Below are 15,325 nucleotides of genomic sequence, written 5' to 3'. Positions count from 1 at the left end.
CCGGAAGGCAGCTCAGGCGAGCCGCAGGTGCGCGCCAATCTGCGGCGCATCAAGCCCGTAAAGGGCGTCAAGGAATGCGGGCACGAAACTGCCCGGCCCGGCGGCAGCAACAGCAGCGATCTCTCCGGCAATCGCCATGATGGACAGCGCGGCAGCCGCAGACACCAAAGGGTCCGGCTCCACGGCAAGCGCCGCAGCCGCCACCGCCCCGGCAGCACATCCGGTCGCCGTCACCTTGCCCATCAGCGGATGGCCATTGGCAAGGTGCAGGCTCTGCGTGCCATTGCTGATGTCATCCACGGCACCGGTCATTGCAACGGGAAGCCCCAGCTGGCGGGAAAGTTCCAGAACGGACGCCCCGCCGCCAAGAGCTGCGAGCTCCCCGGCATTGATCTTCAGTAGCGTGGGCCGAAGCGCCAGCAGGCGGCGCGCTTCCGTCAGACGTGGCGGCGAACGGTCGGCAAAGACCGGATCCAGCACCCAGGGCTTGCCTTCGCCTGCGGCAATGCTGATGGCGCGGTTTGCTGCTTCCTTGCGCGCTTCGTCCAGCGTTCCGAGGTTGACCAGCAGCGCCTGCGCAGAAGCCGTGAAGAAGGGCACTTCTTCCGGTGAAATCGTCATGGACGGAATTGCGCCCAGTGCCAGCAGCACGTTGGCGGTAAAGGCCTGCGCCACGGCATTGGTGAGGCAATGCACACGAGGGGCGGATTTGCGGATCTTGTCCAGAACTTCCGCTGTGCGCAAAGCCAGCTCATCTGCCGTGATGTGAGAACTGACAGCAGCATCCGCTGCGCCGCGTGCCATTTGACCGCTCATCATCCCAAATCCCTCCGCCGGTACAAGCCGGATCAGGTTCAAGGAGTTGGCACCATCGCCTCTCAGCCCGGCGCATCCGGCGGGCACCCCCATGAGACGGCAAACAGCTACCAAGCCCTTTCCGGCTTGGCAAGCTTGCTCTGCTGCCAGCAAGACAGCGCGGCGATTGACTGGCGGCGGCGGATCGGCCATGTCCTGTCACAGGACAGCCCTCAGGAGCACGCCATGAAGCCCTTCTTCATCATGATCAAATGCCACCTCGGCGAGACCTACAAGGTCGCCAATGCCATTGCCGATGCCGAGATCGCTTCGGAAATCTACTCCACGAGCGGCGACTATGACCTGCTGGTGAAGGTCTATATCGAAGATGGCGAGGACATCGGCCACTTCGTCAATGAGAAGCTGCACTGCCTGGAAGGCATCCGCGACACCCGCACCATCATCACCTTCAAGGCATTCTGAGACACTACGCAGCCTGCGCCCGGGCTTATCAGCGGGGCGCAGGCTGAGGGTCAGGGCCGCAGCGGCGAGGAGGCCTTGCGCGCCCGGGTATCATCCTTGCCCAGCGCCCGCTCGCGGTAGATGACGAAGAGGCCCGCCGCCACCACGATCAGTGCGCCTGCGACAACCTGCCAGACAGGAATATCACCAAAGATCGCCCAGCTGAGCAGAACCGCCCACAGCAGGTTGGCATAGTCGAAGGGCGCAATGGTCGAGGCATCCGCATAACGGTAGCTCTCGGTCATGACGATCTGGCCAACGCCGCCTGCAAGACCGACGAAGACAAGCAGCCCTGCCGTTTTCGCATCCGGAATGACCCAGGCATAGTCGGGGAAGATCCAGCCGAACGGAATGGTTGCCAGCGAAATCAGCGAGGCACAGCCGGAGAACCAGATGACGATGGTACTGGTCCGCTCTGTCTCGCAGAGCTTGCGCACGAAGATCATTGCCATGGCAGTACAGAAAGCGCCCGCAGCGGCCGCAGCTGCCCCAAACCAGGCATCCCCGCTCATCTCCGTCCCGCTCATATGCGGTGACAGGATGACGACGATACCGCAAAACCCGATGATGACGGCAGTCCACCGGTAGATCCGCACCGTCTCTCCAAGGAAGAAAAAGGCGAGAACCACCGTAAACAGCGGTGCGGCAAAGCCGATGGCAGTCGAGTCTGCGATCGGCAGATACTTCAGCGAGGTAAAGGCAAACAGCATGGCCGCGATGCCAGCCATGGCACGGCCCACATGCCCCAGAGGCTGGCGAGTGTGCAAGGAACTCGTCAGCTCGCCACGCAATGCCACCAGCAGCAGCACCGGGAACATGCCAAAGAAATTGCGGGCGAAGACGATCTCGCCAATTGGCACGCTCTCTGTGGTGATCTTCAGGGCGACGGCCATGCAGGCGAAAGTGAATGTGGAGCACAGCTTCAGAGCGATGCCCAACACGGGCTTCTGCGACGTGAGAACTACGGCTTGCGGCGGGACTGATGCCCCCTTCCCGGAAGCCAATACATGCGTCTCCGCCTCATCCTCGTCAGGGGCGTTCGACTCCCTCATGGCCATGTGATCGTCCAAAGGTCCGGCGCAGGGGCGGGCATGAAGAAGCTGGGCGCCGGGCCTGGCCTCAACTCAAATCTGCTGATAGCGCGGCAACTTCGCCGTGCGCATCATGCATGCTTATGTATACAAGGGTAGCAAACCGCTCTCAAAATTCCAGACCATATTGCCGCAGCATACAGAATTTTACGCTGCCGGGCAGAAGAAGCGGCCAGCATGGTCTCAATGAGGGGACGGCGCGCTTATCTGCGCTGTCCCCTCATTGTGTTCTCAGGCGCGCGCGGTCTGGATGGCCTGCCATACGCGGTGTGGCGTGGCAGGCATATCGATATGCTCCACCCCTGCCCCATCGCGCAGCGCCATCTGCAGGGCATTCATTACGGCTGCGCAGCCGCCAATGGTGCCGGCCTCGCCAGCGCCCTTGATGCCCAGCGCGTTGGTGGTGGACGGCACGTTCTTTGTCTCGAAGTGGATGTCCGGCAGGTCCGATGCGCGGATCAGGCGGTAGTCGAGCAGCGATGCGGTCAGAAGCTGGCCATCGGCATCGAAGACCGTCTCCTCACACAGGGCCTGACTGATCGCCTGCACCGTGCCGCCAATGACCTGTCCTGCGAGCAGAACCGGGTTCACCGTGACGCCGAAGTCATCGACGATCGTGTAGTTCAGCAGCTCCACATCACCCGTCTCCGGGTCCACCTCCAGCTCGCAGACATGCGTACCATTGGGATAGGTCGCTTCTGCCTGCTTCACCTCTTCCTGCCCGGCGAGCTTTTCACCGGCGGCAGAGGCAACGGCGGCCAGCGAGACGGAACGGTCCGTGCCAACGACGCGGACCTCACCATCTACCAGCTCCAGATCATCAATGCCGGTTTCCAGCTGATCGGCGGCCTTCTCCTTGATCTTGCGGACAAGGCTCTTCGAGGCTTCGAGCACTGAGGGAAGACCGAGCGGAATGGAGCGGGAGCCGCCCGTGCCGCCGCCCTTGCGCACCCGGTCCGTATCACCCTGGATCACCTCGATCTGCCCGATATCAAGCCCGAGCTGTTCCGCAATCACCTGCGAATAGGCCGTGGCGTGACCCTGACCGTTGGTCTGGGTGCCAATCAGCAGCGTCACCGTGCCATTGCCGTTCAGCTCCACCGTTGCCTCTTCTCCGCCGGGAAAGGCGCAGGCCTCGATGTAGCTGCAAAGGCCGATGCCACGGTACTTGCCACGCGCTGCGCTCTCTGCCTGACGGGCCGCAAAGCCGTTCCAGTCAGCCACTTCCAGCGCCTTGTCCATATGCCCGGCGAAATCACCGGTGTCATACATGCGGCCCGTTGCCGTGGTGTAAGGCAGAGCGCTGGAGGGCACAAAGTTGCGGCGGCGGATTTCTGCCGTGCCAAGGCCGGTCTCAAGCCCTGCCTTCTCGATCAGCCGCTCGATCAGATAGGCCGCCTCCGGACGCCCCGCACCGCGATAGGCATCGGTCGGCACCGTGTGGGTGTAGACGCCGGTGGCCGTGACGAAAAGCGCAGGAACATCGTACAGCCCCGTGGACATGGAGGTGCCGACGAAGGGGATGAAGGGGCCATACTGGTGCAGATAGGCACCCATGGCAGCCAGAACATTGATGCGCAGGCCAAGGATGCGGCCATCGGCATCCAGTGCCAGATCTGCGGTGGTGATGTTGTCGCGGCCATGCGCGTCGGTAACGAAGTGGTCCATGCGGTCGCCGGTCCACTTCACCGGACGGCGCAGCTTCTCCGCCGCGAAGAGGCATAGCGGATATTCCCGGTAGACGAACATCTTGGTGCCGAAACCGCCGCCCACTTCCGGAGTGATGATGCGCAGCCGTGCCGGATCAATGCCGAGGATATCCTTGGCGATGATGTCCCGCTGGCCGTGACCACCCTGCGTCCCCGCTGTCAGCGTGTAGCGGCCTGTATCTGCATCATATTCGGCAAGGCAGGCACGCGGCTCCATGTAATTGGCCACGAGCCGGTTGTTGACGAGGCGGATGGAGGTGACATGCGAAGCCTTGCGGAAGGCCTCTTCCGTCTTCGCCTCATCACCATGACCAAGACGGAAGGCCTTGTTGGTGCCATGCTCCGGCCAGACCAGCGTTGCCCCGTCCTGAGCTGCTTCCTCGATATCGATGATCACGTCGAGCGGCTCGTAATCCACCTCGATCAATTCCGCCGCAGACTTGGCCGCATTGACACTGTCTGCGACAACGAAGGCGATGGCATCGCCTACGTGGCGGACGGTATCCGTGCAAAGCACCGGCCGCACGGGACACCAGTGCATGGTGCCGTCCAGCTGCTTCATCACCGCCTTCACCGGCATGGACTTCATGCCGTCGAGGTCAGATCCACTCAGCACCAGCGCCACGCCCGGATGAGCGCGAGCCTCATCAAGACCGGAGACGGAAATCCGGGCATGCGCCATGGCCGAGCGCAGAACATAGGCATGCAAGGTGCCCTCGGGGGCGAAATCGTCCGTGTAACGGCCGTTGCCGGTGATCAGGGCAGGATCTTCCTTGCGGCGGACCGGGGCACCGATCCCGAATTTCTTCGGCGTCATCTGGTTCATCTGGAAACGGCCTCGATTGTTATGGGCTGATGCAGCCATGCGGCACATGGGGATTGGCCATTAGGGGCTGCGGCGCTTGTCTTGTCAGACAAGAATGTTGTGCCGGACCGTGAAACGTCAACCCCGAATTAGAGCCAAGACGCCCGTTCCTCATATCCGCAAGAATGACGAGGGCCTGCCGGCGGCATCCGGCAGGCCCCTGAGTTTTCAGGTGAAGGCTTCAGGCGGCAGGTTTGCTTGCCGCTGCAGCCGCGCGCTTGGCCGCTTCTTCTTCGACCAGTTCCTTCTTGGACAACTTGCCAACCATGGTCTTGGGCAGCGCATCGCGGAACTCGATCTCGCGCGGCAGCTCAATGGCCGAGAGATGATCCTTGAGGAAGGCGCGCATTTCCTCCTGCGTCACCGTGGCTCCGGCCCGCAGCTTTACGAAAGCCTTCGGCGCCTGGCCGCGGTATTCGTCCGGTACCGCAATGACGATCGCCTCTTCAACGCCGGCATGCTGATACAGGGCTTCCTCGATCACACGCGGATACACGTTGTAGCCCGAGCACAGGATGAGATCCTTGATCCGGTCCACCAGATAGATGAACCCATCCTTGTCCACGTAGCCCACATCGCCCGTGTGGAGGAAACCATTCTCGATGGTCCGCGCTGTCTCTTCGGGCCGCTTCCAGTAGCCCTTCATCACCTGCGGCCCCTTGATCACCAGTTCGCCTTTTTCACCCTGCGGCACAGTGCGGCTGGGGTCATCCAGAGCGCGGAACTCAGCCATGGTGCCGGGCGCGAGCTGGCCAATGGAGCCAGCGCGGCGGCGCTCGTCCAGCGGATTAACCGAAGCAACCGGCGAAGTCTCCGTCAGGCCATATCCCTCCACGAGGATACAGCCGGTGATCGTCTCGAACTTCTCCTTCACCTCCACCGGCAGCGGCGCGCCGCCGGAGATGCACAGCTTCACGCTGGTCAGGTCATAGGAAGGCGTAAGTGGCGAGTTGTTGATGGCCGTGTAGATGGTCGGAACGCCTGGGAACAGCGTCGGGCGCGTGCGTTTGATGGTGTCCAGCAGCATCTTCATGTCGAAGCGCGGCATAAGGACCATCTGCGCGGCAAGCACGACAGCAAGGTTCTGCGCAACCGTCATGGCGAAGACGTGGAAGAAGGGAATGACGCAGAGCATCCGCTCCTTGCCCTTCTCCGCCGCGTGGAAAATATCCTTCATCTGCTCGATGTTGGCGGAGAGGTTCGCATGCGTCAGCATCGCGCCCTTCGGCACGCCCGTGGTGCCGCCGGTGTATTGCAGAACCGCCACGTCCTCGGCAGGATCAATGGCAACCGGCACCGGACTGGCACCGCGGTTCAGCAGCGCCGCATAAGGCACATGGCCGCCGTCTGCTTTCCACGAGGCCCGGTCCTTACCCTTGAACAGGGTGAACAGCGCCCTCTTTACCGCAGGCAGGATATCGGCCATCGGACAAACGATGATCTTGTCCAGAATGCCATCCTTCCTTACGGCCTCAACCTTGTCGTAGATGACCTTGAGGTCGAGCGTGACCATGATGCGCACTTCCGCATCCCGCGCCTGGAATGCGATCTCGCGCTCCACATACAGCGGATTGAAATTGACGACCGTTGCCCCGGCCTTCATCAGCGCAAAGTAGAAGATTGTGTAGTAGGGCGTATTCGGAAGGCAGAGGCCAACCTTTGTCCCCTTGGTTACACCCAGAGCCTGCAAACCTGCGGTGACACGGTTCACCAATGCGCCAAGTTCACCATAGGTCCAGGTCTTGCCGAGGAAATCGGCAGCCACGGTCTTGCCGTAGCTTGCAACGGTCTCCTCCAGATATTCATGCAGCGGGCGGGGCCTGAAAGCCGCGACCCATTCCTCCACTTTCGCCATGGCGGTCTCCAATCGAGATTCTGCGCCACCTGGACGGCCTTGGCCCGGGAGCTTCACTCCCGGCTTGCGCTCCTCAGCGCAACCTCCCTGCCTGCAGCATTCCAGGTTGATACCCCTGCCTGGGGCGTCTTCCTACAGATTTGTCGTTCCTTCCGTTTACGTCAACCGGCGACGTAACGGCACCTGCGACTTTTTCTCCAATATCGCAGAGACAGAGGTTTAGGAGGTCAACTGCCCGGTGATTTCAGAATTCCGGTGGCACTTACGCAAATGGGGCAAAATTGTTCAACCACATTACCCATAGTTGAAATTGCCATCTCCTCAAAACAAGCAAGGGAATCTAATATGCCAGCTTCTGGAATTTGACGCAGTGCAACATCGAAAATGGTTGACTGCATGGCACAAGCATCAAATAATTAAATCAAGAAAAATTATTCGGTGCTGGCGGCAGTTTCATATCAGCCACCAGGGAGGACGCTGAATGGCAGGAAACGTCACAAGCGGGAGAGGCAGCAATTCGGCGCAATTGCGCCGTTACAACGAGCGTATCGTGCTGCAGATCCTCCGCCGCGCCGGGGAAGCGTCCAAGGCGGAGCTTGCCCGGGCAGCAAACCTGACCAACGCGGCGATCGGCGCCATTATCCAGGAACTGGCGCAAGACGGCCTGATCGAGGAAGTGGGCAAGCGCCATGACGGCGGACGCGGCCAGCCCGCGACGATCCTGCGCCTTGCCACGCGCGGTGCCTTCGGATTTGGCGTGCGTCTCGGCCGTGCGGGCATCGAGACCGTGCTCGTTGATTTCGGCGGGCGCATCATCGGCCGAAGCTATCACGATATGATCCTGCCACTGCCCTCCGTGGCTGTGGACATGATCCGGCAGGACATCGAAAAGCTGCAGGAGTTGCTGTCTCCGGCAGAGCGCCGCCGCCTGACCGGCATCGGTCTGGCGCAGCCCTTCAATCTGGGCGCCTGGCTTCAGCAGCTCGGGCTTCCGGCCGAAAACTTCAAGCCGTGGGACGAGGTCGACTTCGCCGCCAGTCTTGAGGAGGCCACCGGCCTTCCGGTCTTTGCCGAAAACGATGGAACAGCCGCAGCCGTCGCCGAGCTGTTCTATGGGCTGGGCCGGTTGGAAGACAATTTCCTCTATCTGTTCATCGGACCTGCCATCGGCGGCGGGCTGATCATGAACGGCGACGTGGTGCGTGGTGTTACCGGAAATGCTGCGGATGTGGCCGTCATGCCCGTTCCGGCAAGTACCCTGGCCAGCGCTCCGCGCCCAAAGGGCAAGTGGGACATCCTGCTGACGCGGGCTTCACTCGGCGCACTCGCACGGCATTTGACACAAGGTTCTGGCCTGCGCCCCTCCCGGGCTGAGCTGGAACAGGCTGTCATCGCAAAGCGGCCCGAAGTGGATGAATGGCTTGAGGACTGCGTGGACGCGCTGCTGCCAGCCGTCAGCGCCAGTCACGCCCTGCTCGACATCCCGCTGGTCGTGATCGATTGCGACATCGACAGCGGCATGCTGAGCCAACTGATCGGAAAGCTGCACCGGGCCCTTGTCGAGGAGGCCCCGGAAGCCCGCGACGCACCACGCGTGGAGCACGGCAGCTTCGGACAGGATGCAGGCGCCCTTGGTGCGGCCAGCCTGCCCATGTTCTTCAATTTCTCGCCCCGGGCAGAAATCCTGACCGGTGGCCTCAAGGGATCGGCGGGGGTGGGAGCCCTCCGTCTGGAAGCCCCTCGACAGCTTGAGGGGCAGCCGTTCTGGCCCGAACCGGCCGGGGTCAGAACGGGAGGAGAGAAAACGGTCAGGGAGGATGATGACAATGATCCGCAAGATGCTTCTCGCAGGTTCCGTATTCGCAGCCATGGGCGCCCTTGCCCCGGCACAGGCAGATACGGTCAATGCCTGCCTCATCACCAAGACGGACACCAACCCGTTCTTCGTGAAGATGCGCGAGGGCGCCACCGCCAAGGCCAAGGAACTGGGCATCGAACTGAATGCCTATGCCGGCAAGGTGGATGGCGACAACGACACCCAGGTGGCGGCCATCGAAACCTGCATCGCCAATGGCGCCAAGGGCATCCTCCTGACGGCCTCTGATACCTCGGCCATCGTTCCTGCGGTGAAGCAGGCTCGTGACGCGGGCATTCTCGTCATCGCCCTCGACACCCCCTAAATCCTCTGGATTCGGCGGATATGACCTTCGCCACAGACAATTTCCTTGCTGGTGAGCTGATTGGCCAGTGGGCCGTCAAGACCTTGGGCGACAAGGCCGCTGACGCAAAGATCGCCATGCTCGACCTTGATGTGTCCCAGCCGACCGTTGACGTGCTGCGCAACCAGGGCTTCCTCAAGGGCTTCGGCATCGAGCTGGGCGACCCGAACAAGTGGGGCGATGAAACCGATCCGCGCATCGTCGGAAACGACATAACCCAGGGCAATGAGGAAGGCGGCCGCAAGGCCATGGAAAGCCTGCTCGCCAAGGACCCTTCGGTCAATGTGGTGTACACCATCAACGAACCGGCAGCCGCAGGCGCCTATGAGGCCCTGAAAGCCATTGGCCGCGAGAAGGACGTACTGATCGTGTCTGTTGATGGCGGCTGCCCGGGCGTCGCCAATGTGGAAGCCGGCGTCATCGGCGCCACTTCCCAGCAGTACCCGCTGCTGATGGCCTCAAAGGGCATCGAGGCGATTGCCGCCTGGGCCAAGGACGGCACCAAGCCGCAGGCTTCCGACGGCAAGGACTTCTTCGACACGGGCGTATCGCTCGTCACCGGCAAACCGGTGGATGGCGTGAAGTCCATTTCCGTCGAAGAAGGCAAGAAGCTCTGCTGGGGCTGAGCCCCTGTGCATGCGGATCAGGCGGCAAACCCGCCTGATCCCTGACGTCGCAAGAACCAGAAAAAACATGCCGGAGAAGCTCCGGGCGCCCTGCCGCGCCCGGTGTCTCTCTCACAGCGGGAGGAGGCTTGGCCGTGAGCAACACCGACAACTTCGAGGACGCGGTAAAAACGCGCCGGGAAGAAAACTTCGCCGAGTTCCAGGATCCGAAGAAAGGCGTCCTGCAGCAGTTCCACCATGCGCTGCACACCAACACTGCGCTCGTGCCGCTGCTCGTTCTCATTGCGGCCATCCTGCTTTTCGGCGCTTATCTGGGAGAGAAGTTCTTTTCGCCCTTCGCCATGACGCTGATCCTGCAGCAGGTGCAGATCGTCGGCGTGCTGGCGGCGGCGCAAAGCCTGATCATCCTGACTGCGGGCATCGACCTCAGTGTTGGCGCCATAGCGGTGCTGACGTCCGTCATCATGGGCCAGTTCACCTTCCGCTATGGCATTCCGCCCTCTGTCTCTGTGATGATCGGTCTTGCCTGCGGCACGCTGATCGGCGCCGTCAACGGCTGGCTCGTGTCCCGCGTCAAGCTGCCGCCCTTCATCGTCACGCTCGGCATGTGGCAGATCGTGCTGGCAGCCAATTATCTTTACTCTGCCAATGAAACCATCCGCGCACAGGACATCGAGACGCAGGCGCCCTTCCTGCAGTTCCTTGGCACCACCCTGAAGGTTGGCGGCGCGAGCCTTACCTACGGCGTCATCCTGATGATCCTTGTGGTGGCAGTGCTCGCCTATGCCCTGCGCAGCACGGCCTGGGGACGCCATGTCTATGCGGTTGGCGACGATCCGGAAGCGGCAAAGCTTGCAGGCGTCAACGTGCATCGCACGCTCATGTCGGTCTACATGCTCGTCGGCTTCATCTGCGGCCTTGCTGCCTGGGTCATGATCGGACGCTTCGGCTCCGTCTCCCCTCGGCTACCACGGGTGTCATCGGCAACATTCAGGCCATCACCGCCGTTGTGATCGGCGGCATCTCGCTCTTCGGCGGGCGCGGCTCCATTGTTGGTGCCTTCTTCGGCGCGCTGATTGTCGGCGTATTCGAACTGGGCCTGCGCATGGCCGGCGCCGATCCGCAGTGGACCTATCTTCTCATCGGCGTGCTGATCATCGCCGCCGTCACCATCGACCAGTGGATCAGAAAGGTAACGGCATGACCGAAGCAATTCTGAAGGCCCGTGGCCTCGTCAAGCGCTATGGCCGCGTCACCGCCATGGATCATTGCGACTTCGACCTGATGCCGGGCGAGATTCTCGCCGTCATCGGCGACAATGGCGCGGGCAAGTCCACCCTCATCAAGGCACTGTCGGGCGCGGTAACGCCGGACAGCGGCAGCATCTATCTGGATGGGGAGGAAATCCGCTTCACCTCTCCGAATGATGCGCGAATGGCGGGAATCGAGACCGTCTACCAGACCCTCGCCATGTCCCCTGCCCTGTCGATCACCGACAACATGTTCATGGGCCGCGAGATCCGCAAACCAGGCTTCATGGGCAAGGTGTTCCGCACTCTGGACCGCAAGGCCATGGAAGACTTTGCCCGCGAGAAGCTGGCAGAACTCGGCCTGATGACCATCCAGAACATCAATCAGGCGGTCGAGACGCTTTCGGGCGGCCAGCGCCAGGGTGTTGCGGTGGCCCGCGCTGCGGCCTTCGGCTCCAAGGTGATCATCATGGATGAGCCGACGGCCGCCCTCGGCGTCAAGGAAAGCCGCCGGGTATTGGAACTCATCAAGGACGTGAATTCGCGTGGGCTGCCGATCATCCTGATCAGCCACAACATGCCGCATGTGTTTGAAGTGGCAGACCGGATTCACATCCACAGGCTTGGCAAACGCGCCGCCATCATCAAGCCATCGGATTTTTCCATGTCGGATGCTGTGGCAATCATGACCGGCGCCATGGAGCCTCCGGTGGGTCTAGCCGCTTGATTCTGTTGAACTTCGTTCTCCGCCTCTGAAAAACCAAATCGGGGCGGAGACGTTCAGGCGAATGCGTGTTAGCATTGCGGCCCAAGCCGATTTCCTTTATTTAACTCATCGAAATAAATCAGACGGCCGTTGCGGCCGCACTCCAAAAGGGAGACGAGGAGCATGGCCGTTCGCGTGATCGCAGTGGATGATTTCGATCTGGTCGTATTCGGCGGCACCGGTGACCTCGCGCACCGCAAGCTGCTCCCGGCCCTCTATTTCCGCGATCTCGACGGACAGATTCCCGAAGCGGCCCGCATCATCGTCACTTCCCGCCGAGAATACTCCTCTGATGAGTACCGGGCATGGGCAGAAGCGGCGCTGCGGGAACATGTGAAGGAACTGGACGATGAGGCCCTCGCCCGGTTCCTCGGCCGCCTCACCTATGTCGCCATCGATGTCGCCGCAGATGCAGGCTGGGCGGAGCTGGGCAAGATCCTGAACGAACGCCCCGACGTGGTCCGCGCCTTTTACCTCGCCGTCTCGCCGGACATTTTCGGCACCATCTGCGCTGGAATTGGCAAGGCAGGCCTTGTCAATGACCACACCCGCGTTGTCATCGAAAAGCCGATCGGAAAGGACGGAGAGTCCGCCAAGGCCCTGAACGAGACCATCGGCAAGGTGTTCCAGGAACATCAGATCTTCCGTATCGACCACTATCTCGGCAAGGAAACGGTGCAGAACCTGATGGCACTGCGCTTTGCCAACGCCCTGTTCGAGCCGCTGTGGAATGCCGCCCACATCGACCATGTGCAGATCACCGTCGCTGAATCGCTCGGCGTCGGCGGACGTGCCGGTTACTACGACACGGCAGGCGCCCTGCGCGACATGGTTCAGAACCATATTCTCCAGCTGCTGTGCCTCGTCGCCATGGAGCCGCCCGCCTCGATGGATGCGGACAGCGTGCGCGATGAAAAGCTGAAAGTGCTCAAGGCGCTGGCGCCCTTTACCCCTGAGCTCGTGGAAAAGCACATTGTGCGCGGCCAGTACAAGGCAGGCGCATCCTCCGGCGGTGCTGTGCCGGGCTATCTGGAAGAACTGGGCCGGGACGACAGCCTCACCGAAACCTTTGTCGCCATCAAGGCGCAGATCGCCAACTGGCGCTGGTCCGGCGTACCCTTCTACCTGCGCACGGGCAAGCGCCTTGCCACCCGCGTTTCGGAGATCGTCGTACAGTTCCGCCCGATTCCCACTCCATCTTCGGCGCAGAAGCCGGTGTCATCACCGACAATCGCCTCGTTATCCGCCTTCAGCCGGATGAGGGCGTGAAGATGGAGATCATGATCAAGGACCCGGGCCCCGGCGGCATGCGCCTGCGCAAGGTGCCGCTGGACATGAGCTTTGCCGACGCCTTCAAGGTGCGTAACCCGGATGCCTATGAACGCCTGATCATGGACGTGATCCGCGGCAACCAGACCCTGTTCATGCGCCGCGACGAGGTGGATGCAGCCTGGGAGTGGATCGATCCGATCCTCGAAGCCTGGTCAACTACCAAGGATCAGCCCAAGGGCTACACCGCCGGCACTTGGGGGCCCTCCGCCTCGATCGCCCTGATCGAGCGTGACAGCCGCACTTGGTCGGAAGAAAACGCCTGATCCTGCCCGAACCTGGGCAACCGTGCCGCCGGCCCTCCGCTGGCGGCACGTTGACACGGATCGAAAATGACATGCCGGAAGCGGTTGCCGCTTCGGCTTAAATCGATTAAATCCGCAGGGCGGCGGGATTGTGATCTTCTATGGACGCGCCTCATGCGCCCCTCCCGCCCCGGAACTGAGGGAGAGAAAGTTCCATGACCGTGCATGCCCGCATCGCAGAGGTGACCGAGCGCATCGTCAAGCGCAGCCACGACAACCGTTCCCGCTATCTGGACCGTATCCGGGCCGATGGTGAGAAGGGGCCGCGCCGCTCCACTCTGGCCTGCGGCAACCTTGCTCACGGCTTTGCTGCCTGCACCGTCTCCGACAAGGCCGCGCTCGCTGGCGATGTAGTGCCGAACCTTGGCATCATCACAGCCTACAACGACATGCTGTCCGCCCATCAGCCTTACGAAACCTTTCCCGAGCTGATCCGCCAGGCTGCGCGGGAGGCCGGCGGCGTTGCCCAGGTAGCTGGCGGTGTCCCGGCTATGTGTGATGGCGTGACGCAGGGCCAGTCGGGCATGGAACTGTCACTCTTCTCACGCGACATCATTGCCATGTCCACGGCCATCGGCCTGTCACACGCCATGTTCGATGCTGCCGTTTATCTCGGCATCTGCGACAAGATCGTTCCGGGCCTCGTTATTGGCGCCCTCTCCTTCGGCCATCTGCCTGCGATCTTCATTCCCGCCGGGCCGATGACTTCGGGCATCACCAATGACGAGAAGGCCAAGACACGCCAGCTCTATGCCGAAGGCAAGGTGGGCCGGGCGGAACTGCTGGAGTCGGAATCGAAGTCCTATCACGGCCCCGGCACCTGCACCTTTTACGGCACGGCCAATTCCAACCAGATGCTGATGGAGATCATGGGCCTGCACATGCCGGGCGCGTCCTTCATCAATCCGGGCACGCCGCTGCGTGAGGCACTGACCCGCGAAGCTGCCAAGCGCGCATTGGCGATCACTGCCCTTGGCAATGAATACACCCCCATCGGCGAAGTGCTGGACGAGCGCGCCATCGTCAATGGTGTCGTCGGTCTGCACGCCACGGGTGGCTCCACCAATCACACCATGCACCTTGTCGCCATGGCCAATGCGGCCGGTATCAAGCTGACCTGGGATGACATTTCCGAGCTGTCGGACGTGGTGCCGCTGCTGGCTCGCGTCTATCCGAACGGCAAAGCGGACGTGAACCATTTCCAGGCCGCCGGCGGCATGGGCTTCCTCATCCGCGAACTGCTGTCTGCCGGGCTGCTGCACAAGGACGTGCGCACCGTCAACGGCACCGGCCTTGACGGCTACACCGTCGAAGCCAAGCTGAGCGATGAGGGCACCGTCCGCCGCGATGCAGCTCCCGCCGTCTCGGGCGACGAAAAGGTTCTTGCGCCGATGCCGAAGGCATTCCAGGCAAATGGCGGACTGAAGGTGCTGGACGGCAACATGGGCCGCGCCGTCATCAAGATTTCTGCCGTCGCCGCGGAACGCCACATCATCGAAGCCCCTGCCCGCGTCTTCAATTCACAGGACGACCTGCAGGCCGCCTTCAAGCGCGGCGAGCTGACCAGCGACGTCGTGGCTGTGGTGCGCTTCCAGGGCCCCAAGGCCTGCGGCATGCCCGAATTGCACAAGCTGACGCCTGCCCTCGGCATCCTTCAGGACAAGGGCCTGAAGGTGGCGCTGGTCACCGATGGCCGCATGTCGGGCGCCTCCGGCAAGGTGCCTGCCGCCATTCACGTGACACCAGAGGCTTGCGACGGTGGTCCCATCGCCCGTATTCAGGACGGCGACGTGATCCGCGTCGATGCCGTCAAGGGTACGCTGGAGGTGCTGGTGGATGCGGCGGAGCTCAACGCCCGCCCGCTTGCCACCTATGACCTATCGGCCAACCAGACCGGGACAGGCCGTGATCTCTTTGCCCCCTTCCGTGCCCTCGTCGGCACGGCTGACACGGGCGCGCATGTTTTCGGCAGCTGATGCTGCCTCTACCGGAA

At 62.0% G+C, this 15,325-nt stretch carries 7 protein-coding genes, 4 pseudogenes and 1 riboswitch; of the genes and pseudogenes, 7 read left to right on the top strand and 4 right to left on the bottom strand.

Going from position 1 to position 15,325, the window contains the following annotated elements; all coding sequences use genetic code 11:
- Positions 1-12: 12 nt before the first annotated feature.
- The gene (gene thiM / locus ACQB61_RS05040) at positions 13-819 is read right to left on the bottom strand and encodes a hydroxyethylthiazole kinase (protein WP_430511739.1); all 807 of its coding nucleotides are present in this window, start codon (positions 817-819) and stop codon (positions 13-15) included.
- A riboswitch (TPP riboswitch) is annotated at positions 808-917 on the bottom strand. (Overlaps the previous gene by 12 nt.)
- A gap of 124 nt (positions 918-1,041) precedes the next feature.
- On the opposite strand from thiM, the gene ACQB61_RS05035 reads away from it, so the two are divergent.
- A complete protein-coding gene (locus tag ACQB61_RS05035; protein ID WP_019964510.1) occupies positions 1,042-1,278 on the top strand; it encodes an Lrp/AsnC ligand binding domain-containing protein in 237 nt (78 codons plus the stop codon).
- Positions 1,279-1,328: 50 nt separating this feature from the next.
- Here ACQB61_RS05035 and ACQB61_RS05030 read toward each other — a convergent pair whose 3' ends face one another.
- The 3 genes from ACQB61_RS05030 to ACQB61_RS05020 all read right to left on the bottom strand — a co-directional run bounded on the left by ACQB61_RS05030 (position 1,329) and on the right by ACQB61_RS05020 (position 6,837).
- The gene (locus tag ACQB61_RS05030; RefSeq protein WP_430511738.1) at positions 1,329-2,258 is read right to left on the bottom strand and encodes a DMT family transporter; all 930 of its coding nucleotides are present in this window, start codon (positions 2,256-2,258) and stop codon (positions 1,329-1,331) included.
- A 381-nt stretch (positions 2,259-2,639) separates the two neighbouring features.
- On the bottom strand, positions 2,640-4,943 hold the full coding sequence (locus ACQB61_RS05025; RefSeq protein WP_430511737.1) for a xanthine dehydrogenase family protein molybdopterin-binding subunit: 2,304 nt from the start codon (positions 4,941-4,943) through the stop codon (positions 2,640-2,642).
- Positions 4,944-5,163: 220 nt separating this feature from the next.
- Complete coding sequence (locus tag ACQB61_RS05020) at positions 5,164-6,837, bottom strand: long-chain-fatty-acid--CoA ligase (RefSeq protein WP_430511736.1); 1,674 nt, start codon at positions 6,835-6,837, stop codon at positions 5,164-5,166.
- A gap of 481 nt (positions 6,838-7,318) precedes the next feature.
- Here ACQB61_RS05020 and ACQB61_RS05015 point away from each other — a divergent pair.
- From ACQB61_RS05015 to edd, 6 genes and pseudogenes are all read left to right on the top strand, one after another.
- A pseudogene (locus tag ACQB61_RS05015) lies at positions 7,319-8,473 on the top strand (ROK family protein); the annotation flags it as partial.
- Positions 8,474-8,663: 190 nt separating this feature from the next.
- Positions 8,664-9,682, top strand: a pseudogene (locus ACQB61_RS05010) (sugar ABC transporter substrate-binding protein).
- A 134-nt stretch (positions 9,683-9,816) separates the two neighbouring features.
- Positions 9,817-10,886, top strand: a pseudogene (locus ACQB61_RS05005) (ABC transporter permease).
- Entirely contained in the window at positions 10,883-11,659 is a 777-nt protein-coding gene (locus tag ACQB61_RS05000; protein ID WP_430511735.1) for an ATP-binding cassette domain-containing protein, read from the top strand. Before ACQB61_RS05005 ends, ACQB61_RS05000 begins: the two are co-directional and overlap by 4 nt.
- Before the next feature lie 162 nt (positions 11,660-11,821).
- Positions 11,822-13,293, top strand: a pseudogene (gene zwf, locus ACQB61_RS04995) (glucose-6-phosphate dehydrogenase).
- A 194-nt stretch (positions 13,294-13,487) separates the two neighbouring features.
- Positions 13,488-15,308, top strand: coding sequence for a phosphogluconate dehydratase (gene edd / locus ACQB61_RS04990; protein ID WP_430511734.1), 1,821 nt, complete (start codon positions 13,488-13,490; stop codon positions 15,306-15,308).
- Positions 15,309-15,325 lie beyond the last annotated feature (17 nt).

The sequence above is a fragment of the Pannonibacter phragmitetus genome, from assembly GCF_050510895.1.
GTDB lineage: Bacteria > Pseudomonadota > Alphaproteobacteria > Rhizobiales > Stappiaceae > Pannonibacter > Pannonibacter phragmitetus_B.
This window is presented reverse-complemented; position numbering and strand designations above follow the sequence as displayed.